The organism is Streptomyces sp. NPDC014764, from assembly GCF_043082785.1.
GTDB lineage: Bacteria > Actinomycetota > Actinomycetes > Streptomycetales > Streptomycetaceae > Streptomyces > Streptomyces althioticus.
On record NZ_JBIBXY010000001.1, the window covers coordinates 379,377 to 404,449 of the forward strand.

At 73.6% G+C, this 25,073-nt stretch carries 23 protein-coding genes, 1 other RNA gene and 1 pseudogene; 11 read left to right on the top strand and 14 right to left on the bottom strand.

What is annotated here, in order from left to right:
* Positions 1-169 precede the first annotated feature (169 nt).
* Positions 170-1,396, top strand: a complete 1,227-nt coding sequence (locus ACF1AG_RS01730) for a cytochrome P450 (protein ID WP_391809184.1) — start codon at positions 170-172, stop codon at positions 1,394-1,396.
* 251 nt (positions 1,397-1,647) lie between these two features.
* On the opposite strand, the gene ACF1AG_RS01735 is transcribed toward ACF1AG_RS01730, so the two are convergent.
* The 9 genes and pseudogenes from ACF1AG_RS01735 to ACF1AG_RS01775 form a co-directional block, all read right to left on the bottom strand.
* Positions 1,648-2,928, bottom strand: coding sequence for a cytochrome P450 (locus ACF1AG_RS01735; RefSeq protein ID WP_391809185.1), 1,281 nt, complete (start codon positions 2,926-2,928; stop codon positions 1,648-1,650).
* Entirely contained in the window at positions 2,925-3,539 is a 615-nt protein-coding gene (locus ACF1AG_RS01740) for an ATP/GTP-binding protein (protein WP_163091004.1), read from the bottom strand. Before ACF1AG_RS01740 ends, ACF1AG_RS01735 begins: the two co-directional genes overlap by 4 nt.
* On the bottom strand, positions 3,520-3,879 hold the full coding sequence (locus ACF1AG_RS01745; protein WP_359601781.1) for a DUF742 domain-containing protein: 360 nt from the start codon (positions 3,877-3,879) through the stop codon (positions 3,520-3,522). Before ACF1AG_RS01745 ends, ACF1AG_RS01740 begins: the two co-directional genes overlap by 20 nt.
* Complete coding sequence (locus ACF1AG_RS01750) at positions 3,876-4,301, bottom strand: roadblock/LC7 domain-containing protein (protein WP_033272828.1); 426 nt, start codon at positions 4,299-4,301, stop codon at positions 3,876-3,878. The genes ACF1AG_RS01745 and ACF1AG_RS01750 overlap by 4 nt, the downstream gene beginning before the upstream one ends.
* Before the next feature lie 142 nt (positions 4,302-4,443).
* Complete coding sequence (locus ACF1AG_RS01755) at positions 4,444-6,531, bottom strand: ATP-binding protein (RefSeq protein WP_391809186.1); 2,088 nt, start codon at positions 6,529-6,531, stop codon at positions 4,444-4,446.
* Between the two features lie 548 nt (positions 6,532-7,079).
* Positions 7,080-7,482, bottom strand: an RNA gene (gene rnpB, locus ACF1AG_RS01760) — RNase P RNA component class A.
* A 115-nt stretch (positions 7,483-7,597) separates the two neighbouring features.
* Positions 7,598-8,377: pseudogene (locus ACF1AG_RS01765) on the bottom strand (DMT family transporter); the annotation flags it as partial.
* A 19-nt stretch (positions 8,378-8,396) separates the two neighbouring features.
* On the bottom strand, positions 8,397-9,230 hold the full coding sequence (locus tag ACF1AG_RS01770; protein WP_359601783.1) for an AraC family transcriptional regulator: 834 nt from the start codon (positions 9,228-9,230) through the stop codon (positions 8,397-8,399).
* A gap of 27 nt (positions 9,231-9,257) precedes the next feature.
* A complete protein-coding gene (locus ACF1AG_RS01775; protein WP_391809327.1) occupies positions 9,258-9,827 on the bottom strand; it encodes a Uma2 family endonuclease in 570 nt (189 codons plus the stop codon).
* 172 nt (positions 9,828-9,999) lie between these two features.
* On the opposite strand from ACF1AG_RS01775, the gene ACF1AG_RS01780 reads away from it, so the two are divergent.
* The 4 genes from ACF1AG_RS01780 (at position 10,000) to ACF1AG_RS01795 (ending at position 12,907) form a co-directional block, all read left to right on the top strand.
* Positions 10,000-10,755 (top strand): MerR family transcriptional regulator, encoded by a 756-nt coding sequence (locus ACF1AG_RS01780; protein ID WP_391809187.1) that lies wholly within the window; start codon positions 10,000-10,002, stop codon positions 10,753-10,755.
* A complete protein-coding gene (locus ACF1AG_RS01785) occupies positions 10,752-11,381 on the top strand; it encodes a hypothetical protein (protein WP_359601785.1) in 630 nt (209 codons plus the stop codon). Before ACF1AG_RS01780 ends, ACF1AG_RS01785 begins: the two co-directional genes overlap by 4 nt.
* Positions 11,382-11,408: 27 nt before the next feature.
* Positions 11,409-12,191, top strand: coding sequence for a peroxide stress protein YaaA (yaaA, locus tag ACF1AG_RS01790; RefSeq protein ID WP_359601786.1), 783 nt, complete (start codon positions 11,409-11,411; stop codon positions 12,189-12,191).
* 65 nt (positions 12,192-12,256) lie between these two features.
* Positions 12,257-12,907, top strand: a complete 651-nt coding sequence (locus ACF1AG_RS01795) for a bifunctional 4-hydroxy-2-oxoglutarate aldolase/2-dehydro-3-deoxy-phosphogluconate aldolase (RefSeq protein ID WP_391809188.1) — start codon at positions 12,257-12,259, stop codon at positions 12,905-12,907.
* 171 nt (positions 12,908-13,078) lie between these two features.
* Here ACF1AG_RS01795 and ACF1AG_RS01800 read toward each other — a convergent pair whose 3' ends face one another.
* The 3 genes from ACF1AG_RS01800 to ACF1AG_RS01810 are packed head-to-tail and all read right to left on the bottom strand — an operon-like array spanning position 13,079 to position 16,040.
* Positions 13,079-14,407, bottom strand: coding sequence for a bifunctional RNase H/acid phosphatase (locus ACF1AG_RS01800; RefSeq protein WP_391809189.1), 1,329 nt, complete (start codon positions 14,405-14,407; stop codon positions 13,079-13,081).
* Between the two features lie 26 nt (positions 14,408-14,433).
* Positions 14,434-15,177, bottom strand: a complete 744-nt coding sequence (locus ACF1AG_RS01805) for a C4-type zinc ribbon domain-containing protein (protein ID WP_359601797.1) — start codon at positions 15,175-15,177, stop codon at positions 14,434-14,436.
* On the bottom strand, positions 15,174-16,040 hold the full coding sequence (locus ACF1AG_RS01810; protein ID WP_359601789.1) for a Nif3-like dinuclear metal center hexameric protein: 867 nt from the start codon (positions 16,038-16,040) through the stop codon (positions 15,174-15,176). The genes ACF1AG_RS01805 and ACF1AG_RS01810 overlap by 4 nt, the downstream gene beginning before the upstream one ends.
* 245 nt (positions 16,041-16,285) lie before the next feature.
* Between ACF1AG_RS01810 and ACF1AG_RS01815 the strand changes: the two genes are divergently transcribed.
* Positions 16,286-17,527, top strand: a complete 1,242-nt coding sequence (locus tag ACF1AG_RS01815) for a hypothetical protein (protein ID WP_391809190.1) — start codon at positions 16,286-16,288, stop codon at positions 17,525-17,527.
* Positions 17,528-17,624: 97 nt separating this feature from the next.
* Complete coding sequence (locus tag ACF1AG_RS01820) at positions 17,625-17,792, top strand: hypothetical protein (RefSeq protein ID WP_167338175.1); 168 nt, start codon at positions 17,625-17,627, stop codon at positions 17,790-17,792.
* Between the two features lie 84 nt (positions 17,793-17,876).
* On the opposite strand, the gene ACF1AG_RS01825 is transcribed toward ACF1AG_RS01820, so the two are convergent.
* Complete coding sequence (locus ACF1AG_RS01825; RefSeq protein WP_391809191.1) at positions 17,877-18,740, bottom strand: MaoC/PaaZ C-terminal domain-containing protein; 864 nt, start codon at positions 18,738-18,740, stop codon at positions 17,877-17,879.
* A gap of 105 nt (positions 18,741-18,845) precedes the next feature.
* Positions 18,846-20,279: an MFS transporter gene (locus ACF1AG_RS01830; RefSeq protein ID WP_391809192.1), complete on the bottom strand. Its 1,434-nt coding sequence runs from the start codon at positions 20,277-20,279 to the stop codon at positions 18,846-18,848.
* 219 nt (positions 20,280-20,498) lie between these two features.
* Between ACF1AG_RS01830 and ACF1AG_RS01835 the strand changes: the two genes are divergently transcribed.
* From ACF1AG_RS01835 to ACF1AG_RS01850, 4 genes are all read left to right on the top strand, one after another.
* Positions 20,499-22,235: an MFS transporter gene (locus ACF1AG_RS01835; protein WP_391809193.1), complete on the top strand. Its 1,737-nt coding sequence runs from the start codon at positions 20,499-20,501 to the stop codon at positions 22,233-22,235.
* A gap of 190 nt (positions 22,236-22,425) precedes the next feature.
* Positions 22,426-23,028, top strand: coding sequence for a class I SAM-dependent methyltransferase (locus ACF1AG_RS01840; RefSeq protein WP_387794836.1), 603 nt, complete (start codon positions 22,426-22,428; stop codon positions 23,026-23,028).
* Between the two features lie 9 nt (positions 23,029-23,037).
* Positions 23,038-24,006: an N-acetylmuramoyl-L-alanine amidase gene (locus tag ACF1AG_RS01845; protein WP_391809194.1), complete on the top strand. Its 969-nt coding sequence runs from the start codon at positions 23,038-23,040 to the stop codon at positions 24,004-24,006.
* 159 nt (positions 24,007-24,165) lie between these two features.
* A complete protein-coding gene (locus ACF1AG_RS01850; protein ID WP_359601006.1) occupies positions 24,166-24,978 on the top strand; it encodes a DUF5336 domain-containing protein in 813 nt (270 codons plus the stop codon).
* The last annotated feature ends 95 nt before the right edge of the window (positions 24,979-25,073 follow it).

Below are 25,073 nucleotides of genomic sequence, written 5' to 3' on the forward strand. Positions count from 1 at the left end.
CGGTCACGAGAGCCCTGCCGGTCCCTTCGGACGGCAGGGCTCTCGTGCGGGAGAGGCGATTTTCGGCCTGTTCAGCGTTCAAGCGGATCCGGTCAACGGGCGGTCTGTCGCTGCTGACAGATGATCAATAACCTTGTGCAGTACACGAAATACGATCACAGGGAGCCCCATGTCCACCGCCCAGCAGGTGCCCGACATCCTCTCGCCCGAGTTCGCCGCCGACCCCTATCCGGCCTACCGCGTGATGCGGGAGACCGCGCCCCTCCTCTGGCACGAGGCGACCAAGAGCTACGTCGTCTCGCGCTACGAGGACGTCGAGCGCGTCTTCAAGGACAAGGCCGGTGAGTTCACCACCGACAACTACGCCTGGCAGCTCGAGCCGGTGCACGGCAAGACCATCCTGCAGATGAGCGGCCGTGAGCACGCCGTGCGCCGCGCCCTGGTCGCGCCCGCCTTCCGCGGCAGCGACCTGGAGCAGAAGTTCCTGCCGGTCATCGAGCGCAACTCCCGTGAACTGATCGACGCCTTCCGCCACAAGGGCTCGGCCGACCTGGTCGACGACTTCGCGACACGCTTCCCGGTCAACGTCATCGCCGACATGCTGGGCCTCGACAAGGCCGACCACCCCCGCTTCCACCGCTGGTACACCGCCGTCATCGCCTTCCTCGGCAACCTGGCGGGCGACCCCGAGGTGACGGCGGCCGGCGAGCGGACCCGCGTGGAGTTCGCCGAGTACATGCTGCCGATCATCCGCGAGCGCCGCGAGAACCCGGGCGACGACCTGCTGTCCGTGCTGTGCAGCGCCGAGGTCGACGGCGTGCGGATGAGCGACGAGGACATCAAGGCGTTCTGCAGCCTGCTGCTGGCCGCCGGCGGCGAGACCACCGACAAGGCCATCGCCGGCATCTTCGCGAACCTGCTCGCCCACCCCGACCAGCTCGCCGCCGTCCGCGCCGACCGCTCGCTGATACCCCGGGCCTTCGCCGAGACCCTGCGCCACACCCCGCCGGTCCACATGATCATGCGGCAGTCCGCGACGGAGGTCACCCTCAGCGGCGGCACCGTGCCCGCCGGCGCCACGGTCACCTGCCTGATAGGCGCCGCCAACCGGGACGAGCGCCGTTACGCCGACCCGGACCGGTTCGACATCTTCCGCGAGGACCTGACCACCACCACGGCCTTCTCCGCCGCCGCCGACCACCTGGCCTTCGCGCTCGGCCGGCACTTCTGCGTCGGCGCGCTGCTCGCCAAGGCGGAGGTGGAGATCGGTGTCAACCAGCTCCTCGACGCCATGCCGGACGTCCGCCTCGCCGACGACTTCCGCACGGTCGAGCAGGGTGTGTTCACCCGCGGCGTGCAGAGCCTCCCGGTCCGGTTCACCCCGGTGACCGGCTGACCGCCACGGGCCCCCGCACTCCCGTAGCCACCGCCCGTCCCGGCCGGACCCCGTCCCGGCCGGGTCTGCCCGGTCGGGTCCGCCCCGGCCGGGTCCGCCGCGGCCGGATTCCGTTCCGAGCGGGTCCCGCCGTGAACCGAGGTCACTCCGGCACCGAGGTCACTCCCGTCAGGTTCCGCCGCGGCCGGTCCCGCCGCGCCCGGCCGTCCCCCGTGAGCCGGCGCCCCACCCGTGCCCCGGCCGGCGAGGCCCTACTGCACCACCGGTGTGAACTGCACCGGCAGTTCCATCAGGCCCCGCATCCAGATCGACGGACGCCACACCAGTTCCTCCGGCTCCACGGACAGCACCAGGTCCGGCAGCCGCTCCAGCAGCGTCTCGACCGCCGTGCGCGCCATCACGTCCGCCAGCAGCGGGGCCGGGTACGGGCAGCGGTGCTCGCCGTTGCTGAAGGACAGGTGCGCGGCGTTCTCCGCGCCCACGTGCCCCTCGGGCCAGATCTGCGGGTCGGTGTTGGCCGCGGCCAGACCCAGGACCAGGCAGTCGCCCTCCCTTATCTGGCGGCCGCCGAGCTGCACGTCCCGTACCGCCCAGCGCCCGATGAAGTTCTGCGTCGGCGTGTCCAGCCACAGCACCTCGTTGAGCGCCTCGCCGACACTGAGCCGGCCGCCCGAGACGTTCACGGCGAAACGTTCGTCGGTCAGCAGCAGACGCAGCGTGTTGCACACCCAGTTGGAGGTGGGCTGCTCGCCCGCGGAGATCACGGAGATGAGGTCCTGGACGATCTCCTCGTCCGAGAGCCCCGCCGGGTGCATCACCATGCGCGAGGTGACGTCCGGGCCGGGCGCCATCCGCTTCTCCTTGACCAGCTGCCGCAGCCGCTCACCCACCCGGTTGTACCCGGCGACCGGGTCCTCGCCCTCCGCCGCGTCCAGGGAGATGCGCAGGTCGTCGACGAGCCGGCGGGTGTCCTCACCCGTCGCCGGCATCCCGCACATCTGCACGACGGCACGCATCAGCAGAGGGTGCACGTAGTCGGACATCAGCTCGACCTGGCCGCTGCCGGCGAACCCGCGGATGAGGTCGTCGGCGATGAACAGGCACTCGTTGGCCAGCTCGAACTGGTCGACGCCCTCCAGCGCGCCGGTGATCACACCGGCCCGCCGCCGGTGTTCGTCGCCCTCGGCGAACAGCACCGACGGCTGGTAGCCGACGTACGGCAGCAGCGGCCAGTCCGAGGGGATGTTCTCCCACTGGTTCCAGCGCCGGGAGTCCCGCGCGAACAGCTCGTCGTGGCTGGTCACGTAGGAGAGCTCGGTGTAACCCAGCACCAGCCAGGCCGGGATGCCGCCGTCCAGCAGCACCGGCGCGACGGGGCCGTGCTCGCGGCGCATCGTGCGGTACAGCTCCGACGGCGTCTGCTGGAAGTCCAGCCCGGTCAGGCTCACCGCGCCGGCGTGCGCGGGACACCCCGGGGGCGGCCCGTCCACGGTGCGGGTCTGCTGCGCGAAGGGATCGACCGGATCGGTCACAGTGTCGCCTCCTTGGCGGTGGCCAGGTCGTGGAGGTGGTTCACGAGGGTGATCAGCACGTCCTTGCCGGAGGCCCGGACCCGGGCGTCGCAGTCGACCATCGGCACGTGCGCGGGGAGGGCGAGCGCCTGGCGTATCTCGTCCAGGGAGTACCGGGCGTCGTCGTCGAACCGGTTGACGGCCACCACGAACGGCGTGCCGTGGTGCTCCAGCCGGTCGATGGCGTACCAGGAGTCGTCCATCCGGCGCGTGTCGACGAGGACGACGGCGCCCAGGGTGCCGGAGAACAGCCGGTCCCACAGGAACCAGAAGCGTTCCTGTCCGGGCGCGCCGAACAGGTACAGCACCATGCGGTCGTTGAGGCTGATCCGCCCGAAGTCGAAGGCGACCGTGGTGGTGGTCTTCGCCGCCACCCCCTCGGTCTCGTCGACGCCCACGCCGGCCTGCGTCATCACCTCCTCGGTGTTCAGCGGCCGGATCTCGCTCACGGAGCGGACCAGGGTCGTCTTGCCCACGCCGAACCCGCCCACGACGACGATCTTCAGCCCCGTCTCCGCGGTGTCGCGGAGCGGTGTGCGGTGGGCGGGCAGCTCAGAGGTTGCGGAGTCCATGGAGAACCTCTTGGAGTAGGGCGGAATCGGGCAGGGAGGCGACGGACGCCGCCGCGCGCGGGTGGCGCGCGGTGATGCGCCCGGTGTCCAGCAGGTCACCGAGCAGGATGCGTACGACCGTGACCGGCAGTCCGAGTTCCGCGGAGATCTCGACCACGGCGACGGGATGTTCGCACAGCTCGAGGATCCGGGCGTGCTCCGACTGCATCCCCGGCGTCGGGGCGCTCTCGCTGACGATCAGGGTGACCAGGTCGAAGGACTCGTCGGCGCGGCTGCGCCCGCCGGTGACGGTGTAGAGCCGGTCCGGGTCACCCGTGTCGACGGGTTTGCGCGGGGTCACGAGGTGCCGCTCCCCGCGGCCTCGGTTCGGGGTTCGGCCCGCAGGTGGTCGCCGATCTGCTCGACCAGCTCCATCATCTGGTGTCCGACCACGCCCGGGTCGGCGTCCTCACCGGCGACGACGGCGAGGTGCGCGCCCGCGCCGGCCTCCACGATGAAGAGCAGACCGCCGTGGAACTCGGTCATCGACTGCCGTACGCCGCCGGTGCCGTCTCCGAACTCCATGGAGGCGCCCTGGGCGAGGGCCTGGATGCCGGAGCAGATGGCCGAGAGCTGGTCGGCGAGGTCGAGGGTCAGGTGCTCGCTCCAGCAGAGCTTGAGGCCGTCCCTGGAGAGGACCAGGGCGTGCCGTGCGCCGGGGGTCCGCTCCAGGAGACCCTGCAGGAGCCAGTTGAGGCTGTTGTCGGTGGTCGTGGTCTGCATGGTGGGTGTTGGGACGGTGGTGTCCGGACTGGCCGGTCACCGGCCCGTTCCTCCTATCTCACGTGCTCGAGCGGGAAGGGGCGCCGTCGCCCCGGACGCCGTGACGGGGCCGGGCCGCGGCGCCGTACGGGACGGGTGGGGTCTAGGGAGCCGCGGGGGGCAGGGAGCCGGCGCCGGAGGTGCCGTCGCCCGGCGTGCTGGTGCCGGAGGTGCCGTCGCCCGGCGTGCCGGTGCCGGGCGTGCCGGTGCCGGGCGTGCCGGTGCCGGGCGTGCCGGTGCCGGGCGTGCCGGTGACACCGTTGCCGGACTGGCGTGCGCCGCGGTGGAAGGCGCCGAACCGTGAGCCGGCGTCGCGTGCCCCGCGCCGGCCCGAGGTGTCGCCGGAGCGGGCGGCGGCCGACTGGCGCTGTTCCCGCTCGCGTTCGGCCTCGGCCATGGTGCGGCCGGGGGCGCGGACCGGGAGGCCGTTCGGGGTGGTGCTGTCCGGGTGCCGGTGCCGTCCCTGGCCGGGGACCGTGGGCAGTTCGGACAACCGCTCGGTGATGGTGGCCTGGCGCTCCGTGCGAGGGTCCGGGGCGTCCGGGGCGGCGGGCAGTTTCGCCGCCGCCGGGCGGGCCCCGGCAGCGTTGTCACGGTCGTCGCGGGAGCCGTTCGAGCCGCGGACGGGCAGGGCGTCGGCGTGGCGGGAGGTGCGGCTGGGCGGCGCGTCCACGTCGCTGCGGGAGCCGACGGAGGATCCCGCGGAGGGCAGGGCGTCCACGTCCCGGGCGGGGAGCGCGGAGGCGCGGGACGCCGACGGGGACTGCACGGGCACGCCCCGGGCGGCGCCGCCGCGCCCGGCCAGGGACTCGCCCCGCCCGGCAGTCTCGTGCGGGGCGGGCTCGCGGTGCTGGGCGAGCAGGTGCAGCGGGAGCAGGACGACGACGCCGGTGCCGCCGCGGGAGGACGGGCGGTAGTTGACGCTGACGCCGTACTTCGAGGCGAGCCGGCCGACGACGGCGAGGCCGAGCCGGGTGCCCTGGAGGGAGGCGAGGTCGGTGACGCGGCCGGTGACGGCCTCCTCGGCGCGCCGCATGGCCGCGTCGGCCATCTTCAGGCCGCTGTCCTCGATGGTGACGACGATGCCGGCGCTGCGGTCCTCGACGTAGACGTGCACCTCGTCGATGGGCGGGGAGAAGTTCGCCGCGTTGTCCATCAGTTCGGCGAGCAGGTGCATGACGCCTTCGGCGGCGAACCCGGCGACCGCGGTGCGGGTGGAGCAGTGCAGGCGCACCCGCTGGTAGGCGGCGATACGGCCGGCGGCGCCGCGCAGGATGCTCTCCATCTTGATCGGCTTGTTCCAGGCGCGGCTGGAGCGGCCGCCCATGAGCAGCGCGAGCCGGTCGGTCATCAGGCCGAGCTGGGAGGTGCTGTGGTCGAGCTTGAGCAGGTCGCCGAAGACCTCTTCGCCGTGCCGCTCCTGCATGTCGCGCAGGTCGGCGAGCATCTGGACGGCCTTGGCCTGGACGCGGCTGAGCGCCTTGGCGGAGGCGGCCTGGGCGGCGGCGGCGCGCCGCTCGCTGTGGGCGAGTTCACGGATGAACGATTCCGCCGGGACGCGCAGCGCGGGGTGGTGCGGCAGCTCGGTCTCGGCGAGCACGGTCTCGGCGGAGCGGCCCTCGCGGAGCCGGCTGATCGCGGCCGGCATCGTCTCCCGTACGAAGCGGTCGTGTTCGGTCGCGGTCTGGTCGAGTTCGTCCCGGATGGCGCGGTACTCGTCCTCGATGGTCATCACGCGCCGCACGTCCTCCTCGACGGTGGCGGCGAAGGTGTGGGTGATGCGGGAGAGCTGCGGGTCGGACGGCGGGGGTACGGCGGCCAGCACGTCGGCGGCGCTGGTGCCCTCGCGGAGCCGTTCGGCCACGGCGGGCAGGGTGGCTCCGGCCAGGTGGGAGATCTCGGCGGAGCGGCGGGCGGCCTCGGCGCGGAGGCGGCCGATCTCCGACTCCCGCTCGACGGCGGAGGCGCGGGCCTTCTGCACCAGGCGGTGGTCGACGAGGACGGTGACGGCCACGCACGCCCATCCGGCCAGCACCACGGCCAGTGTCCACGGGGTGGCGCCGGACGGCGCCAGGGCGAGCGCCGCACCACCGGCGGCGGCGGTCACCACCAGCACGGCCGCCCGTGCGGCGAACGAGGTGCGCGGCGCCCCCGCCGGTGGGTGCTGGCTGGGAGAAGCAGGCACTGGCATGGAGCGGTCCCTCGGTCGGTGAGAGCAGGGGAAGGGGGCGGCCTTACGACGGCCGCGGGCCGGGGAAGGGATCTGCCCACTGAAGGCGATCTTCCGACCACGTACGGCTCATGCTAATCACCCCGATGCGCGCGGAAGCCCCGCTTGCTGAACAGCCCGTCAGCAAAATCAGTTCGTCGTGAACCCATCGCTCGTACGTTCCGCTGTGCTAGTCGCGACGAGGTCGGACGAGCCGGGCCGGAGTGCGACAACGCACCCGTGGTTACTTCTGACGGGTCGTCACATCTGCTTCACAGGACGCCTGTCGGCGCTCCCCTCACTCACGTGAGGCATCGATTTTCGGCCAACTGCGGTTATGCCAGAGGCTCTTCACACCTGACCTCGGTAACGAGGAGGCCATGAAGGTGAAGGATTCCCGCCGCTCGTGAAGTTTCGGTGACGACGGCTCGCGCCGGTTTGCGTGAGCGGGGCCACACGAGGGCTCGCGCGACGGGAAAGGAGTCTCTCCTGAAGGAGCCGGGAGCTCTCCCGGAGAGGGAGGAGAGCGGCAGACGAGCCGGGCTGTACGCCGGGTTCTGTTCCCCGGCCCCCTCGCGGGTGCCGGGGCGACGGCCATCCATCTAGGACCGGTGTTGCCACCGGCCTCGTGCGGTCTACCCGCGGACTCGGGCGGGCAGCCCTCGGTCGTCCGCGCAGAAGCACCGGGGTGCTTCCTTTTGACCTTGCTCCGGGTGGGGTTTACCTAGCCGCCTGAGTCACCTCAGGCGCTGGTGGTCTCTTACACCACCGTTTCACCCTTACCCGGCGCCTGAGCGCCGGGCGGTCTGTTTTCTGTGGCACTGTCCCGCGGGTCACCCCGGGTGGCCGTTAGCCACCACCCTGCCCTGTGGAGCCCGGACGTTCCTCGGGAAGCCCCCTAGGGGGACTCCACGCGGCCGTCCGCCCGGCTCGTCTGCCGTGCCGACCATGGTACCCGCCGGCCGGCCGGCTTCCGTTCCCGCGCGTTGGCCAGCACCGAGCCGGTGAGGATGAGGACGAAGGCGGCCGCCACCGTCGCGGTCAGGGCCTCGTCGAGGAAGAAGGCGCCCGCCGCCACCGCGATCGCCGGATTGACGTACGTGATCACCGAGGCGCGGATCGGGCCGGCCTCCCTGATCAGTTCCATGAAGGCGACGAACGCCACCGCCGTGCAGACGACGCCGAGGGCGGCCAGCGCGGCCAGGGTCTCCGGGGTGGGGAGCGCCGCGGGACGCGAGGCGATCGCCGCGGGGGCGTAGACCAGGGCGGCCAGGGCCAGGCAGGGCGTGATCAGGTGCAGCGTGGGGACGTCCTTGAGGTGGCGGTCGGCGATCAGCGGGGCCGTCGCGTAGCCGACGACCGTGACCAGCACCTCCGCGAGGGAGAAGGCGTCGCCGCCGGTCAGATGGGGGACGGTGAGGAAGCCCACGCCGCCGAGACCGAGCGCCAGGCCCGCGATCCTGCGAGGGCCGAGGGACTCCGCCCGGCCGAAGGCGCGGGACAGCACCACGCCGACGATCGGGACGCCCGCGATCAGCAGTCCGGCCGTGGAGCTGGAGAGGTGGCGCTCGGCGTCGGTCAGCGTGTACCAGGGGCCGACGATCTCGATCACCGCGAACGCCAGCATCGGCTTCCAGTGCGTCCGCAGGTTCCGGGCGAGGCCCGCCTGGCGCAGGGCGAAGGGGAGCAGGAGGAGCGCGCCGACGGCGCAGCGGGCGAAGACCACGCCCGACGGGGACACCTCGTCCACCGCCACTTTGATCATCAGGTAGGGGATGCCCCAGACCACTCCCATCAGGGAGAACAGGAACCAGCCGCGTGCAGTCATGCGAGGAGTGTCCGCCCGCTCAGCGCCCCGCGTCTTGAACGCTGTTGCGGTACGCCGCCGGGGTCACGCCGAGCACGCGGCGGAACCACCGGGTGAGGTGCGCCTGGTCGGCGAAGCCGACGAGGGCGGCCGCCTCGGCCGGCCGCACCCCGGCGTCCAGCAGGGCGCGGGCGCGGGCCACCCGGTGCTGGGCGAGCCACGCGTACGGCGGCACGCCCATGGTCGTACGGAACGCGCGGAGCAGCTGGTAGCGGGAGAGGCCGAGGTCGGCGGCGAGGTCGGCCAGGGAGGGCGGGGCGAGGAGCTCGTCGGCGAGGCGGTCGCGGACGGTGAGCGCGACGGACCGGGCGCCGGGGAGGGCGCCGTCGTCGGCGCGGGACGTGGAGTGGCGGCGGGCCAGCGCGGCGAGCAGCCAGGGCAGCCGCGACTCGGCCTCCAGCGGGTCGGGGTGGGCGCTGAGGTCGCTGTGCGTACGGCGCAGGGCGGCGGCCAGCTCCGGGTCGTGCAGGACGGGGTCGGGGAAGTACGGGAGGGCGGTGCCGAGGGTGCCGTCGCCGAGCAGGGCGGGGGCGGCGTACAGCGCCTGGTACGCGTAGCCCTCGGGGGCGGCGGGGCCTCCGGTGTGCATCTCGCCGGGTTCGATCACGACGATCGAGCCGGGCCCGGACACGATGCGTCCGCCGCGGTACGCGATCACCTCGAGGCCGCCGACGGTGACCCCGACCGTGTACTCGTCGTGCGCGTGCGGCGCGTACTCGTGCCGGGCGAACCGGGCGGTGAGCAGATCCAGCGCGGGTCCGCACCGCCCCAGCCGCGCCCTGGTCCAGCTGGCCTGTTCCCGCCCGTCCCCCACGCCGTCACACCCCCGGCTCCCAGGGGATCAGAGGAAGTCGGCGGTGTCCAGGTCGAAGGCGAAGCGTTCGGGGAGAGTGAGGGGTTTGCCCAGGGGGCGGGTGCGGTGTTCCCGGTACTCGTCGGTCTCCGGGTCGCCGAACAGCGTGATCGAGGAGTTCTCGCGGTCGACGAGGAGGTACAGGGGGATGCCGCCGCGCGCGTAACACCGGCGCTTGGCCTCGCGGTCCGCCTGCGGCTTGGTGGAGGTCACCTCCACCACCATCGCCACGCCGTCGCACGGCATCCACGGATCGGCGCCGCGGTAGAGGCGCAGTTCGGTGGGCGCGAAGGTGCCGTCGGGAATGACGTGGTTCTTCGGGCAGGCGCCGCGGCTCTTCAGCTTCAGTCCCTTGTTGCCGGAGAAGTCCATGTCGGTACGGGAGCGTCTGATCACCTGCTTCACGATCAGATTGATGTAGTCCTCGTGGTCCCCGTCCGGCGGCGGCGTCACGACGATCTCCCCCTCGATCAACTCCGCCCGGAAGCCCTCCGGGGTGTCCAGGGCGAGGAACCCCTCCAGCAGGACGTCCGCCTGCGAGATCGACTCGTCGGCCATTGCCGTCACGTCGCGCCCCTCCTTCGGTCGCTCGCCAGAATGGACCATCGGATGATCACCTGACCGTGGAATCGGGAACCGTTCCCTCGATCGTGGCACACGATCACGGCCCTCGTCGGGCGCCACAGCGTTCCCTTGACCCTGCCGCGACGTCCACGTTTCTACTGGGGGCATGCGGATCGGAGAGCTTGCCGCCGCCGTCGGGGTGACCACCCGGGCCGTGCGGCACTATCACCATCTCGGGCTGTTGCCGGAGCCGGAGCGGCTCGGGAACGGGTACCGGGACTACACCCTGCGGCACGCCGTCGTGCTGGCGCGGATCCGGCGGCTGACCGAGCTGGGGCTCGGGCTCGCCGAGGTGCGGGACGTACTGGCGGACGACGCGGGCAAGAATCTCGCCGAGGTGCTGGCGGAGCTGGACGAGGACCTGGCCCGGCAGGAGGAGGCGATCCGGGAGCGGCGGGCGCGGCTGCGGACGCTGCTGGAGTCGGAGGGCGGGACGCTCGCGGAGGGTCCCGTCTCGCCGGAGCTGGCGGCGCTGTTCCGGGGCACCGCCCACCTGACCGACTCCCCCATGGCCGCGAAGGACCGCGAGATCCTCGCGTTGATCGAGACCTCCGCGCCGCCGGAGGAGCGGAAGCGGCTGATGGGGTTGATGAGCGGGGTCGTCGACGCGCCGGGCGGGGCGGGGCGGGCCATGGCCGTGTACCGGCTGCTCGACGAGCTCGAAGGTGCCGGGCCCGACGATCCGCGGATCGACGAGGCCGCCCGCGCCATCGCGGAGTGCGTGCCCGCCGAACTGCTGCCCGAGGATGCCGTCCTCGACGAGAGCAACAGTTTCCTGACCGCCCTGTACGCGGACTTCGCCCCCGCCCAGGCGGAGGCCTTCCGCCGGGCGCTGCGGATCGTCGCCGGGGGAGGGACATGAAACTGCGAGCGTCGCGGAAGGGAGCGGCGGTGCACGTGGGGTGGGCGCTGGTGCGGCACGAGGCGCGGCTGATGGCGAGCATCGTGCTGTGGCTGGCGCGGCGTACGCACGGGACGGGGGGAGGCACGGCGTTCGGGTACGCGCGCGGCGAGGCGGCCATGATGTTCGGGTTCGCGTTCGTGTGCGTCGTGGAGACCGTCGCGATGTCGGCCCTGCTGAGCGACTGGCCGACACTGCACGCGGTGGTGCTGTTCCTGGACGTGTACACGGTCGTCTTCGTCGTCGCCCTGTACGCCGCCTCCGCCGTACGCCCGCACGTCGTCACCCCCGACGGGCTGCGGGTACGCCGTGCCGTCCACGTGGATCTGCGGATACCGCGGGAGCGGATCGCGTCCGTCCGGCGTGAGCTGCGGATGACGCACGCCAAGTCGGAGGGCGAGCTGAACCTCGCCGTCGGCTCGCAGACGAGCGTGACGGTGGAGCTCGCGGAACCGGTCGCGCACCGGACGTTCCTCGGGCGCGTCCGGGACGTGCGCGTGATCCGTTTCCACGCCGACGACGCCGACGGCCTGGTACGGGCGCTCACCGCCGCCCCGCAGGGGCCGGCGGGTCACGCCGTACCCTGACAGGCGAGCTCGACCGAAGGAGTACCTGTGCTTGTCCTGCTGCCGCCGTCCGAAGGCAAGGCCGCTTCCGGCCGCGGTGCCCCGCTGCGGACGGAGTCCCTGTCGCTGCCGGGACTGAACGCCGCGCGGGAGGAGGTCCTCACCGAACTGGTCGACCTCTGCTCCGGTGACGAGGACAAGGCCCGGGACGTGCTCGGGCTGAGCGAGGGCCTGCGGGGCGAGATCGCGAAGAACCGCGAGCTGCGGACCGCCGGGGCCCGCCCGGCCGGCGAGATCTACACCGGCGTGCTGTACGACGCCCTCGGCCTCGCCTCGCTCGACGCGGCGGCGAAGCGGCGGGCGGCTCGGTCGCTGCTGGTGTTCTCCGGACTGTGGGGCGCGGTCCGGGTCACCGACCGCATCCCCTCCTACCGCTGCTCGATGGGGGTCAAGCTGCCGGGGCTGGGCGCGCTGGGCGCGCACTGGCGGACGCCGATGGCCGAGGTGCTGCCGGAGGCGGCCGGGTCGGGGCTGGTCCTCGACCTGCGCTCGGCGGCGTACGCGGCGGCGTGGAAGCCGAAGGGTGAGGTGGCCGGGCGGACGGCGACGGTCCGGGTGCTGCACGCGCCGACCCGGAAGGTGGTCAGCCACTTCAACAAGGCGACCAAGGGCCGGATCGTACGGAGTCTGCTGACGGCGGGGGCCGTGCCCGATGACCCGGCGGAGCTGGTGGCGGCCCTGCGGGATCTCGGCTACGTGGTGGAGGCCGCGGCGCCGGCCCGTGCGGGGGCGGCGTGGGCGCTGGACGTGCTGGTGGACGAGGTGCACTGATCCTCGCGTTGCGCTCTGCGCAACGACCTTTGCGCAGAATGCGCGCCGACGGCAGGATGAGCGCCATGAACGCTCCCCTGTCGTCGTCCGGCGCGCCTGATGTCCCCTTCTCGGTGCTCGGGCTCGCTCCCGTGGTGCCCGTGGTCGTGGTCGAGGACGCCGCCGACGCCGTGCCGCTGGCGCGGGCGCTGGTGGCGGGCGGGCTGCCCGCGATCGAGGTGACCCTGCGGACCCCGGCCGCGCCCGACGCGATCCGGGCGATCGCCGCCGAGGTGCCGGACGCCGTGGTCGGCGCCGGAACGGTGCTCACGCCGGAGCAGGTGACGGACGCGGTGACGGCCGGGGCGCGGTTCCTGGTCAGCCCGGGATGCACGGACACGCTGCTGACGGCGATGCGGGCGGCCGGGGTGCCGTTCCTGCCGGGGGTGTCCACGGCGTCGGAGGTGATGGCGCTGCTGGAGCGCGGGGTGCGGGAGATGAAGTTCTTCCCGGCGCGCGCGGCCGGCGGCACGGCGTATCTGAAGTCCCTCGCGGGCCCGTTGCCCGAGGCCCGCTTCTGCCCCACCGGGGGGATCGGCCCCGACACCGCCCCGGACTATCTGACGCTGCCCAACGTGGGCTGTGTCGGCGGGAGTTGGATGCTGCCGGAGGACGCGGTGGCCGCCCGCGACTGGGCCCGCGTGGAGCGGCTGGCGCGGGAGGCGGCGGCGTTGTAGCCCTTTACGGGGCCTGTCATCCGGGGCATCCCGGCGGCGAGGGACCCGGCACGGCGCCCCACCGGGGTTGCCGACGCATCCGCGCGCGGCTCCGCTCGAGCCGGGACCTCGTCCGGGCCGGCCGAAGGGGCGGCACCCCGTCTCACGGCCGGATGATCCGGACGACAGTCCCTACCGCAGGTGGGACGTGTCGTTGAACAGCCGGACGCTGGCGTTGCCGTCGGCGTAGTACGCCACGGCGGACAGCGAGGCGGCGGACAGTTCCATGCGGAACAGCGCCTCGGGCGGGGCGCCCAGGGCGAGCCGGATCATCATCTTGACCGGTGTCACGTGGGTGACCAGCAGGACCGTGCGGCCCCGGTACTGCGCGAGCAGCTTGTCACGGGCCTCCGCGACCCGGGCGGCGGTCGCCGCGAAACTCTCGCCGCCGCCGGTGGGTTCGGCGTCCGGGGACGCCAGCCAGGCGTCCAGGTCCTCGGGGTACCGCTCGCGCACCTCGCCGAAGGTGAGGCCCTCCCAGGCGCCGAAGTCGGTCTCCCGCAGCCCGTCCTCGACGGCCACGTCGAGCCCGAGCCGGGCGGCGACGATGCGCGCGGTCTCGCGGGTACGGGCCAGCGGCGAGGCGACGATCGCCTGCACCGTGCCGCGCCTGGCGAGCGCGGCGGCGACCTTCTCGGCCTGCTCGCGTCCGACGCCGGAGAGGGAGGGGTCGCTGCCCCCGCTGCCGGAGAACCGCTTCTGCGGGGTGAGCGGCGTCTCGCCGTGCCGCAGCAGCACGAAGGTGGCCGGCGCCCCCATGTCGGCGGGCGCCCACCCGGAGGAGGGGATGGCGACGGCCTGCGCGGCCCGCCGGTCGGCGTCGGCGTCGGCGTCGGCGTCGGCGTGGCCTTCCTCTCCGGCTCCTGTGCCGGCGTTCCGCGTCGGAGCATCCCTGGTCGCGGCTTCCTCCTCCGCCACAGCACCACCGGCGGACGCCAGAGCCTCCCGCACCCGTGCCGCCCCGGCCGCCGCGTCGCCCGGCGGGCCCTCAGGGGCCGGTACGGCCGGGGTGTCCAGGTCGGCGCGGCTCGCCTCCGGAGACCACTGCTCGCCCCGCTTGCCCGCGTCCATCGCCTCGTTGGCCAACCGGTCCGCGTGGGTGTTGCGTTCGCGGGGGATCCACTCGTAGGTGACGCGGTCCGCCGGGAAGACCGCCGCGGCCTGCGCCGCGAGCGGCTTCATCGCCGGGTGCTTGATCTTCCAGCGGCCGGACATCTGCTCGACGACGAGCTTGGAGTCCATCCGCACGCGGATCCGGGCATCCGGGTCCAGCTCCCGGGCGGCGCGCAGGCCGGCCAGCAGGCCCCGGTACTCGGCGACGTTGTTGGTGGCGACGCCGATGTACTCGGCGGCCTCCGCCAGGGTCTCCCCCGTCGCCGCGTCGCTCACCACGGCCCCGTAGCCGGCCGGTCCCGGGTTGCCCCGTGACCCGCCGTCCGCCTCGACGACGAACTCCCGCATCGGACTCGATCCCCTGCCGACAGGTCCTACAGTCCCGACTCCGCCGTGCGGACCAGGATGCGGCGGCAGTTCTCGCAGCGCACCACGGTGTCCGGGGCGGCGGAGCGGATCTCGTTCAGCTCGGTGATGGCGAGCTCCTGACGGCACCCCTGGCAGGTGCGCGCGTACAGCTTGGCCGCGCCGATGCCGCCCTGCTGCTCGCGCAGCTTGTCGTAGAGGCTGAGCAGCGCGGCCGGCACGGAGGCGGCGACGACCTCGCGCTCCTTGGTCACGGACGCGGTCTCGCCGTCGATCTGCTCCAGCGCCGCGTCCCGGCGGGCGGTCGCGTCGTCGATCCTGCCCTGGACGGAGCCGACGCGCTCGGTCAGTTCGGCGACCCGCTCCTGGGCGGACTCGCGGCGCTCCATGACCTCGAGGACGACGTCCTCCAGGTCGCCCTGGCGCTTGGCGAGGGAGGCGATCTCGCGCTGGAGGTTCTCCAGGTCCTTGGGCGAGGAGACGGCGCCGGAGTCGAGGCGCTTCTGGTCGCGGGCGGCACGCTGGCGCACCTGGTCGACGTCCTGCTCGGCCTTGGTCTGCTCGCGCGTGCAGTCGCTCTCCTCGGTCTGCGCGGCGACCAGCAGGTCACGCAGTTGCACGAGGTCCCGGTTCAGGGAGTCGATCTCGGCGTGCTCCGGGAGCGACTTCCGCTTGTGCGCGAGCTGCTGGAGGCGGACGTCGAGGTCCTGGACGTCGAGAAGTCGGATCTGGTCGGCGGGCTCGGCGTTCAGTTGGGGGCTCCAGATGTGTCGGTGGCTCGGGACGACGCCGCGTGGGCGGTCCAGGGGTCGGTGACCGTGCGCGAGACGTGGACCCGGAGGTCCCATCCGTGACGGTCGGAGATCTCGTCGAGCTGGGCGGCGGCCAGCTCGCACCAGGGCCACTCGGTGGCCCAGTGCGCCGCGTCGAGCAGCGCGAGAGGACTGTGGGCGGAAACCGCCGTGAACTCGGACGCCGGGTGGTGGCGCAGGTCCGCGGTGAGGAAGGCGTCCACGCCGGACGCCCGGACGTGGTCGAAGAGGCTGTCGCCGGAGCCGCCGCTGACGGCGACCGTCCGCACCGGTGCGTCGGGGTCGCCGGCGACGCGGATGCCCTGCGCGGTGGCGGGCAGCCGCTCGGCGGCGCGGGCGGCGAACTCACGCACGGTGAGCGGGGCGTCGAGCTCGCACACGCGCCCCAGTCCCCGCCGTCCCTCGGGGTCGGACGGGTCCGGCACCAGCGGCCGTACGACCCTGAGGCCGAGCGCGCCGGCCAGGGCGTCGGAGACTCCCGGGTCGGCGGTGTCGGCGTTGGTGTGGGCGACGTGCAGCGCGATGTCGTTCTTGATGAGCGTGTGCACCACGCGGCCCTTGAAGGTGGAGGCCGCGACGGTGGTCGTGCCGCGCAGGTAGAGCGGGTGGTGGGTGACCAGCAGGCCGGCGCCGATTTTCACCGCCTCGTCGACGATCTCCTGGACCGGGTCGACGGCGAACAGGACGCGCGTGACCTCCTGGTCCGGGTCGCCCACGACGGTGCCGACCGCGTCCCAGGACTCGGCCCGCCCGGCGGGCCACAGGTCGTCCAGCGCGGAGATGACTTCTGACAGACGGGGCACGCCGCCAAGGCTACCTGCCCCTTTCGCACGGCAGTACCGGATCGGGCGCCCGCCGCGGTGCTCCGGCGATCCCCTCGCGATCTCCGCCGTGGCGGCCGCCCTCCCCGTGCCGCCGCCGTGGAGCACAGTCCCGGCGCTTCCTCAGCAGAATCGTTCCTGGAGCACCCTTACGTGTGAAGCGCGCCCCTCCGCTCCGCCGCCTCCCTCTGCGAAAACTACCGTTCGTCACCGGAGGTGACCGAAAGATGACGGTCTGCGCCATCGAACCTGCGGCGGCACACGAGAACGGAGCGGGACGGGCGGGCTGCACCATCACCGCGGACGGCTGCTACGCCGCCCGCCTGGCCCTCGCCGGCGACTCCCTGTTCCCGGAGCGCTGGACCCTGGACGGCCCCGAGCCGTACGCGGTGCCGCTCCCCGGCAACCAGCCCGAGGAGCCCGGCACCGAGGTGCAGCCCCTCGCCGACGGCCGGGTCCTCATCCACCGGCTGGTGGACGGGCGGCACGCCTTCTCCCTGCTGTACCCGACCGGCCCCGGCACCGGCGAACTGCCGCTCGGCACGGTCGACCGCCGCGAGGGGACCCGGCTGCGGCTGCTGCCCCCGGCCCCGGACGGCCGCCGGGCGTACGCCCTCGCCGCCGGCCGGCACAGCGCCGCGGTGTGGCTGGTGGCGGGCGGCGGAGCCGGACCCGAGCGGGTCGCGGAGGTCCCCGGCGGCTGCTCGGGCGGGGTGTGGCTGGACCGTGAGGGGCGGATGCTCGCCCTCGACCGGGAGTCGGGCGGACGCACCAAGTCGGTGGTGGTCGACCTCGGACGCGGCGGTGAGGTGTCGCCGTTGCTGCAGATCGCCCCCGGCAGCGACGACCGGGTGCTGCTCGCCGACCCGGACAGCGGTCTGCTGCTGATCCGCTCGGACGCGCCCTCCCCGGGAGAGGCGCGGCTGGGCTGGGGCGTGCTGGGCAGCACCCTGCCCGTGCGGTTCCCCGAGTGCCTGCGACTGCCGGACCGCACGGTGACGCCGTTCGCGGTGCAGCCGGGGCAGATGCTGACCCCGGAGGGGTGCGCGGTGGCGCTGCACGTCGAGGGGGCGGACGGCGTCGGCTGGATCGGGCTGTGGCGCCCCTCCGAGCGGCGCGTCCACCATGTCCCGGCACCGGCGGGCTGGCTGGGCGGCACGGGGCTGTGGACGGCGGACGGGGTGCTGCGGCTCCCGTACTCCACCGGCGCGGTGCCGTGCGGGGTGGCCACGCTGACGAATCCGGTTGAGGAACGGCGGCCGGAGGACGGCGGCTCCGCCGACGACGCCACGGCGGAGGCGGAGGGCGCCGAGGGCGCGGGATCGCCGTCTCCGCGCGGCGAGCAGTACGGCGGTCGACTACCCACCGGTAAGACGGAGATGACTGTCCATCACCTCGATTCCCTGGCCGACGTGCCGCGTCCCGTGCCTCTTCAGCAAGCACCCCTCGGACGGCTTGTAACGAAGTAGCGGCGGTTGGCGTGGCCGTCTGGATCCGGGGTGCGGTGGGCCGGTTAGACTCGCCCGGCTGTAGGAAAGATCATGTTTACGGGGTGAAATCCTTCCGATGAGCGACGTCATCACGCACGAGCCGCGGCCCGTCGAGCACGAGCAGGTCGCCGCGGGGCACGGCAGGCACCGGGGTCCGGTCTCCACGCAGGAGGCGGAGACGTCCCCGCGTGGCCGGCACCGCAAGCCGACCCAGGAGAACGACCGCGGGGAGCAGGCCGCCTGACCCAGGTCGGCCGGTCCCGCCCCCGCGGGCGGAACGGAAAGCACGGCCCCGATCGTCGTCCGACGGTCGGGGCCGTCTTCGTGCTCACCCTCGGGCGAACCCCACCGTCGCGCCCGCCAGCACGGGCGCGTCCCCGCGTTCCACCGCGCCCACGGCCACCCGTACCGTGGCGTCCCCGCGCCACATCCGGATCCGCAGCGTCTCGCCCGGGTACGCCACCCCGGCGAACCGGGCGGTCCAGGTGCGGACGCGGCTGACGTCGCCGTCGAGGAGGGTGTCGACGACCGCCTTGAGGGTCATGCCGTAGGTGCACAGCCCCTGCAGCACGGGGCGGTCGAAGCCGGCGCGGCGCGCGAACCCCGGGTCGGCGTGCAGGGGGTTGAGGTCGCCGGTGAGGCGGTAGAGCAGCGCCTGGTCCTCCCGTACGGGGCGCTCGACGGTGCGGTCGGGGGCGCCCCGCTCCTCCGGCGCGGCCGCGGAGGGCCCGCGGTCGCCGCCCCAGCCGCCCTCGCCGCGTACGTACACCTGCGCCTCGGCCGTCCACAGCGGGCCGTCCGCGTCGGCGGCGTCGCTGCGCAGGACGAGCACCGCCGCCTTGCCCTTGTCGTGCACGGCGGTGATCCGGTCGGTGCGGGTGGCGGCGGCCCGCACGGGCAGGGGACGGTGCACGCGGAGCGACTGGGCGCCGTGCAGCACGCTCGCGAGATTCACGTCGACGCCGGGCATGGACAGGGCCGCGATCACCCCGGGCGCTCCGCCGCCCGCGACGGTGGCGAAGCTCGGCAGGACGTGGAGGCGGGACTCCAGGGTGTAGCGCAGTTCGCGGGGGTCGGTGGCGGGGACTCCGGCGCCGATGCCGAGGTGGTAGAGCTGGACGTCCTCGGGGGTCCAGGAGATCTCGGTGGTGCGGGGCGCGGCGGCGAGCGCGCGGGCGGTGTCGACGGGCATGTCGCTCCTGATCGCCGGGGGTTGGTCCGGACCCTGTATAGCCCGGATGGCCCGACGCCCGCGCGGGCCTGCGGTCGGCCGGCGGCGCCGCCCCGGACCTCGGGTTCAGCCCGACTGCCTCGCAGGCGTCCGCGGCAGCCAGGCCCACATGAGGAGGGCGCCCAGGGCCAGGACGGCCGTGCCGGTGGTGAAGACGAGGGCGTAGCCCTCCGTCAGGGCCTCCGGGGTGTCGGCGCCGTTCGTGCGCGCCGCCGCGATCGTGGCCATGACCGCGAGGCCGAGGGAGCCGCCCATCGTGCGGGAGGTGTTGACCAGACCGGCGACCAGACCGGCCTCTTCGGGGGCTGCTCCCGATGTGGCGAGGGACGCAAGCGGGGTGCCGGCGAGGCCCGCGCCGAGCATCATCAGGACGCCCGGGATCATGATCGCGGTGAGGTACTCGCCGTCCGCCGTCATCGTGGACTGCCAGGCGAAGCCGGCCGTCGCGACGAGCGTGCCGAGCACCGCCACCGCGCGGGGTCCCGACGCCCGCATCAGGCGCGGGGCGACCTTGGAGCCGACGATCACGGCGATCGAGCTGGGCACCAGGGCGAGTCCGGCGTTCAACGGGGTGTAGCCGAGGACGTTCTGCGCGTACAGGGTCATGAAGAACCACATGCAGAACATCGCGGAGCCGCTGAGGAACATGGCGACGTTCGCGGAGGCCACCGACCGCACCTTCAGCAGCCCGAGCGGCATCAGCGGGGACTTGGCGCGGGCCTCGGCGAGGAGGAACAGGGCGACGAGGGCGAGCCCGGCGCACAGCGGCACCACCGTGGACACCGCCGTCCACCCGGCGGCCTCGGTCTGGGAGACCCCGTACGCCAGGGTGGCGAGGCCGGCCGTGACGAGGAGCGCGCCGGGCAGGTCGAGGCGGCGGCCGTCGCCCGCGCGGCTCTCGGTGATCCAGCGGGCGGCGGCGGCCAGCACGACCGCGCCGACCGGCACGTTGATCAGCAGCACCCAGCGCCAGGACAGCGTCTCGACGAGCACTCCGCCGACGAAGCCGCCCGCCGCGCCGCCGCCCGCGCCGACGGCGGTCCACGTGGCGATGGCGCGGGCGCGGGCCGCGCCCTCCGGCACCGCCGAGGTGACGAGGGTGAGCGTGGAGGGAGCGAGGACGGCCGCCCCGAGCCCTTGCACGGCCCGCGCCACGAGCAGCTGCCAGCCCTCCTGGGCGAGCCCACCGGCCAGCGACGCCAGGGTGAACAGGCCGAGCCCGACGAGGAACATGCGCTTGCGGCCGTAGAGGTCGCCGGCGCGGCCGCCGAGCAGCATGAAGCCCGCGAACGCGATCGAGTACGCGTTGACCACCCACTGCAGGCCCTGCTCGTCCAGCCCGAGGCCGCCGCGTACGGACGGCAGCGCCACGTTCACCACGGAGATGTCGAGGACGACGAGGAACTGGCCGGCGCAGGCGAGCGCCACCACCAGCCAGACGGGCGGTGCGGTACGGGCGGGGGCGCGGGTGGTGTCGGGGGCTTCGAGCATGAGGGTCATGCTCTCAAACCCCCGCGCGCGGGCCGCATCGGCATTTCGTCCGACCTTCGACTCCTCCCTCGGACCGAGGGAGGGGCCGCCGCGGCCGGGCGTCCGGTCTGCTGGTGCCCAAGGAACGGTCAAGAAATTGTTAGTGGGTCAAAACAACGGAATAGTTGCCTCGGCGCACGGGGTTCATGCTCCACGTACCTTGTCGTTCGGCCGCCTGGAGGCACCTACATGACACAGACGACGCCCGCCCGTCCCTCCGGCAGAGCGGGCGCGGCGGTGGTCCCCGTCCTGGCCTTCGCGGGCATCGTCGTCGCGGTGATGCAGACCCTGCTCGTCCCGGTCATCAAGGACCTGCCGCGGCTGCTGGACAGCGCGCCCTCGGACGCGACCTGGGTCCTGACCTCGACCCTGCTGTCGGGCGCCGTGGCCACCCCCATCATGGGGCGGCTCGGCGACCTCTTCGGCAAGCGGCGGATGCTGGTCGCCAGCCTCGCGGTGATGGTGGTGGGCGCCCTGGTCAGCGCGTTCACCAGTGATCTGCTGGTGATGATCGCCGGCCGTACCCTCCAGGGCTTCGCCATGGGCGCGATACCCCTGGGCATCGGCCTGATGCGGGACATGCTGCCGCGCGAACGCCTGGGCTCCGCGATGGCGCTGATGAGCTCCTCCATCGGCGTCGGCGGCGGTCTGGCGCTGCCCGCCGCCGCACTGGTCGCCCAGCACACCGACTGGCACGCCCTCTACCTCGGCGCGGCCGGCCTCGGCGTCCTGGCCATCGCCCTCACCCTGGCATTCGTTCCCGAGTCACCGCTGCGCGCCAAGGGCTCGTTCGACCTGCCGGGCGCGCTGGGGCTGACCGCCGGACTGCTGCTGTTCCTGCTGCCCGTCTCCAAGGGCAGCGACTGGGGCTGGACGTCCGGCACCACGCTGGGCCTGTTCGGCGCGGCGGCCGTGGTGCTGCTGCTGTGGGGGCTGATGGAGCTGCGGGTCGCCGCGCCGCTCGTGGACCTGCGCACCACGGCCCGCCGTGAGGTGCTGCTCACCAACCTCGCCTCGATCATGGTCGGCGTCTCCTTCTTCGTCGTCTCCCTGGTCCTCCCCCAGCTGCTCCAGCTGCCCACCGCGTCGGACGGGCTCGGGCAGTCGATGGTGGTCGCGGGCCTGTGCGTGGCCCCGCTGGGCCTGACGATGATGTTCACGGCGCCGGTCTACGCCCGGCTGTCCGCCCGGTACGGCCCCAAGGTCACCCTGATCATCGGCCTGCTCGTCATCGCGGCCGGCTACGGCGGCGGGCTCGGGCTGATGAGCGCCGCCTGGCAGACCGTGGTCACCTCGGTGGTCCTCGGCGCGGGCATCGGACTCGCGTACTCCTCGCTGCCCGCCCTGATCGTCGGCGCGGTCCCGGCCTCCGAGACGGGCGCGGCGAACGGCCTCAACACGCTGATGCGCTCCATCGGCACGTCGGTGTCCAGCGCCGTGATCGGCATGGTGCTGGCGAACACCTCGGACGTGGTGGGCGGGGTCGCGGTGCCGACGCTGCACGGGTTCCGCGTGTCGTTCGGGATCGCGACGGCGGCGGTGGCCGTCGGCCTGGTGCTGGCGCTCTTCCTTCCCGGCCGGCGTCCGCCGGAGGGCCCCCGGCTGCGGGCGAGCAGCGAGGAGGAGGCGAACCTGGAGCGGGCGCGGGAGGCGCTGCGCGGTTTCCGCGGCCGGGTCCTGGACGCGTCCGGCGCGCCGGTCGCCCGTGCCCGGGTCACCCTCATCGACCGCCACGGCCGCCGCGCGGGCGCCACGGTCACCGCGACCGACGGCACCTACGCCCTCGCGGTCCCGGCGCAGGGCCCGTACGTCCTCGCCGCCCGCGCCCCGGGCCACGGCCCCCTGGCCTCCCCGGCGACCCACACGGGCACCGGCGACTGCGTCGCCGTGGACCTGTCGCTGCCGCCGGAGACGGTCACGGCATGAACGCCGGGTGCCGCCCGTGACGCACCACGGGCGGCACCCGGTCACCTCCCGGCACCCCGATTCACCGGCCCCGCAGGGACTGCGGCAGCATGACCCCGTGGAGACTTCTGTGACCTGCGGAAAGACGGAGCTCGTGGTGAAGGCGCCGGAGGCGGCCGTGCTCGCCGCGTTCGAGGCGGCGAAGGGGTTCATGCCGCTGGACGAGGGGCTGGCCCTGTACGCCGCCGCGGTCGAGGCCGGGCGGCTCGGGCTTCCGCTGCTGGAGATCGGCACGTACTGCGGCCGTTCCACGATCCTGCTCGCGGACGCGGCCCGTGCGGCGGGCGTCACCGCGCTCACCGTGGACCACCACCGGGGCAGCGAGGAACAGCAGCCGGGCTGGGAGTACCACGACCCGGAGACGGTCGACCCCGAGCTGGGCGTGATGGACACCCTGCCGGCCTTCCGGCGGACCCTGCGCCGGGCCGGTCTGGAGGAGCACGTGGTGGCGCTGGTGGGGCGGTCCCCGCAGATCGCCGCCCTGTGGGGGCGTCCGCTGGGCCTGGTGTTCGTCGACGGCGGCCACACCGACGAGCACGCGAGCGCCGACTACGAGGGCTGGGCCCCGCACGTCGCCGAGGGCGGGCTGCTCGTCATCCACGACGTCTTCCCCGACCCGGTGGACGAGTTCACCGGGCAGGCCCCGTACCGCGTGCACCAGCGGGCGCTGGCGTCCGGGGAGTTCACCGAGGTCTCCGCCACGGGTTCGCTGCGCGTCCTGCGCCGTACGGGTGCGGCCGCCGCGCACCGTTAGGGTGGCTGCGTGTCGTACACAGGTCCCGACTTCGATCCGCCCCCGGAGCGGCGTTCGCGCCGTGGTCCGCTGACCGTGGCCCTCGCCGCGCTCGTCTGCGGCGGTCTGCTCGGCTGGGGCGTGTACGCGGCCACGGGCGGCACGGACGACAAGGGCGCGGAGGCCGGGGGTTCCCCGCCGGCCGCGCCCCGCACGCCGTCGCCCGCCGCCTCCTCCCCCACCGCCGACGGCTCGTCCCCGTCCGCGGAGGCCGAGGAGCCCCCCGCCTCGCGGACGCCCTCCGCGTCCGCGCCCGCCGCGGCCGGACCGCTCAAGGGCAAGGTCGTCGTCGTCGACCCGGGGCACAACCCGACGAACGCGCAGCACACGGCGGAGATCAACCGTCAGGTGGACGTCGGTACGCACCGCAAGGAGTGCGACACCACCGGCACGTCCACCAACGACGGTTACGCGGAGGCCGAGTTCACCCTGGACGTCGCCCACCGGATGCGCGCCCTCCTGGAGAAGCAGGGCGCGACGGTGAAGCTGACGCAGGACCGCGACCGGCCTTACGGGCCGTGCGTGGACGAGCGCGCCCGGATCGGCAACGCGGCCAAGGCCGACGCGGTCGTCTCCCTCCACGCCGACGGCTCCGGCGCCGGCAACCGCGGCTTCCATGTGATCCTGCCGGGTTCCGTGAACGAGGGCGAGGCGGACACCCGCGCCATCGTGGCGCCTTCGCGCGAGCTCGGGGAGCGCATCGCGGGCAACTTCGTCCGTGTCACCGGCACCGCGCCGTCCAACTACACCGGCGGCGGCACCGGACTCGTCACGCGGAAGGACCTTGGCGGTCTCAATCTGTCAACGGTTCCGAAGGTGTTCATCGAGTGCGGGAACATGCGCGATAGCAAGGACGCGGCGCTGCTGACCAGCGGCGCCTGGCGGCAGAAAGCGGCGCAAGGGATTTCCGAGGGAATCGTGAGTTTCCTGCGCGGGTAGGGATCAGCCCGCTGATCCGGGCGGACAGCCCCGTCCGGCGGACGATAGTGTCGTCCGTACGATCAGGGGCCACCCCCGCGCTTCGCACCGGACCCTACGGGGCGACCTGGTGACAGCGACGCCTCTTCCGACGACGAGACGACCTACGAAGGACCTGAAGTGAATATCCGCTCCCTCACTCGAGGCGACGGCGTGGTGATCGGAGCAGCCGTACTGCTGTTCATCGCGTCGTTCCTCGATCTGTACTCGATCGAAGGCGCCTCGGACAGCGTGGACATCCCCAGCCTGTGGGCGAGCGGTCCGGTGCTGCTGAGCGTGGTGCTGGCGGGCCTCATCGCCGCGGCCCTGATCGTCGTCGCCCGGGGTCTGCCGCAGGCGCCGAAGGTCGCGGGTCTCGACCTGGCGCCGTTCGGCGTCGCCTTCGCGGTGTTCGCCGCCTGGAGCGCGCTGGGCAACGTCTTCGACCCGGCCGGCGGCGCCGACAACTTCGGGGGCGGCGGCGACGGCCCCGACGCGGGCATCGGCCTGATCCTCGCGCTCGTCGCCACGCTGGTGATGGCGGCCGCCGCCGTGGCCACACCGCTGGTGCCGGCGCTCAAGGGCGCGCTGCTCCCGGCCGCCCGCCCCGCCGCCCCGCAGCAGCCGTACGGCGCGCAGCCGCCCGGCGGTTACGGCTACCCGGGCGCCCAGCAGGCGTCCTTCGGCGGCGGCCAGCCGGGCCAGCCGTACGGCGGTCAGCCGCAGCCGGGCCAGCCCGCGGCGGCGCCCGCTCCCGACTTCTCGCCGTTCTGGTTCGCCGTGCCGGTGCCGCGTCCTCTGTTCCCCGAGGACGGCTCGCCCACGCCGATCGCCGAACTCGCCCCGGGCACCTGGTACCTGGCGGTGGAACAGCGCGGTCAGGCGCTGGTCGCGCAGACGCAGGACGGCCGCCGCGGCGTCCTCCAGGACACGTCGGGCATCCAGCGCGGCTGAGCCCCGGCCCCGTCGTCGACGGCCCCTCGCCCTCGCGGGCGGGGGGCCGTTCGCGTGCGGGCCTCGAAGAGGGCTGGTTTCAAGCGGGCGTTCGG

Excerpts from the sequence above, each read along its gene's own strand:
- ACF1AG_RS01785 (WP_359601785.1), top strand. The coding sequence starts at position 10,752 with ATGAAACTGCGAGCGTCGCGGAAGGGAGCGGCGGTGCACGTGGGGTGG.
- ACF1AG_RS01820 (WP_167338175.1), top strand. The coding sequence starts at position 17,625 with ATGAGCGACGTCATCACGCACGAGCCGCGGCCCGTCGAGCACGAGCAG.
- ACF1AG_RS01840 (WP_387794836.1), top strand. The coding sequence starts at position 22,426 with ATGCCGCTGGACGAGGGGCTGGCCCTGTACGCCGCCGCGGTCGAGGCC.
- ACF1AG_RS01815 (WP_391809190.1), top strand. The coding sequence starts at position 16,286 with ATGACGGTCTGCGCCATCGAACCTGCGGCGGCACACGAGAACGGAGCG.
- ACF1AG_RS01830 (WP_391809192.1), bottom strand. The coding sequence starts at position 20,279 with ATGACCCTCATGCTCGAAGCCCCCGACACCACCCGCGCCCCCGCCCGT.
- ACF1AG_RS01740 (WP_163091004.1), bottom strand. The coding sequence starts at position 3,539 with ATGGACTCCGCAACCTCTGAGCTGCCCGCCCACCGCACACCGCTCCGC.
- ACF1AG_RS01730 (WP_391809184.1), top strand. The coding sequence starts at position 170 with ATGTCCACCGCCCAGCAGGTGCCCGACATCCTCTCGCCCGAGTTCGCC.
- ACF1AG_RS01795 (WP_391809188.1), top strand. The coding sequence starts at position 12,257 with ATGAACGCTCCCCTGTCGTCGTCCGGCGCGCCTGATGTCCCCTTCTCG.
- ACF1AG_RS01750 (WP_033272828.1), bottom strand. The coding sequence starts at position 4,301 with ATGCAGACCACGACCACCGACAACAGCCTCAACTGGCTCCTGCAGGGT.
- ACF1AG_RS01775 (WP_391809327.1), bottom strand. The coding sequence starts at position 9,827 with ATGGCCGACGAGTCGATCTCGCAGGCGGACGTCCTGCTGGAGGGGTTC.
- ACF1AG_RS01780 (WP_391809187.1), top strand. The coding sequence starts at position 10,000 with ATGCGGATCGGAGAGCTTGCCGCCGCCGTCGGGGTGACCACCCGGGCC.
- ACF1AG_RS01800 (WP_391809189.1), bottom strand. The coding sequence starts at position 14,407 with ATGCGGGAGTTCGTCGTCGAGGCGGACGGCGGGTCACGGGGCAACCCG.
- ACF1AG_RS01835 (WP_391809193.1), top strand. The coding sequence starts at position 20,499 with ATGACACAGACGACGCCCGCCCGTCCCTCCGGCAGAGCGGGCGCGGCG.
- ACF1AG_RS01825 (WP_391809191.1), bottom strand. The coding sequence starts at position 18,740 with ATGCCCGTCGACACCGCCCGCGCGCTCGCCGCCGCGCCCCGCACCACC.
- ACF1AG_RS01755 (WP_391809186.1), bottom strand. The coding sequence starts at position 6,531 with ATGCCAGTGCCTGCTTCTCCCAGCCAGCACCCACCGGCGGGGGCGCCG.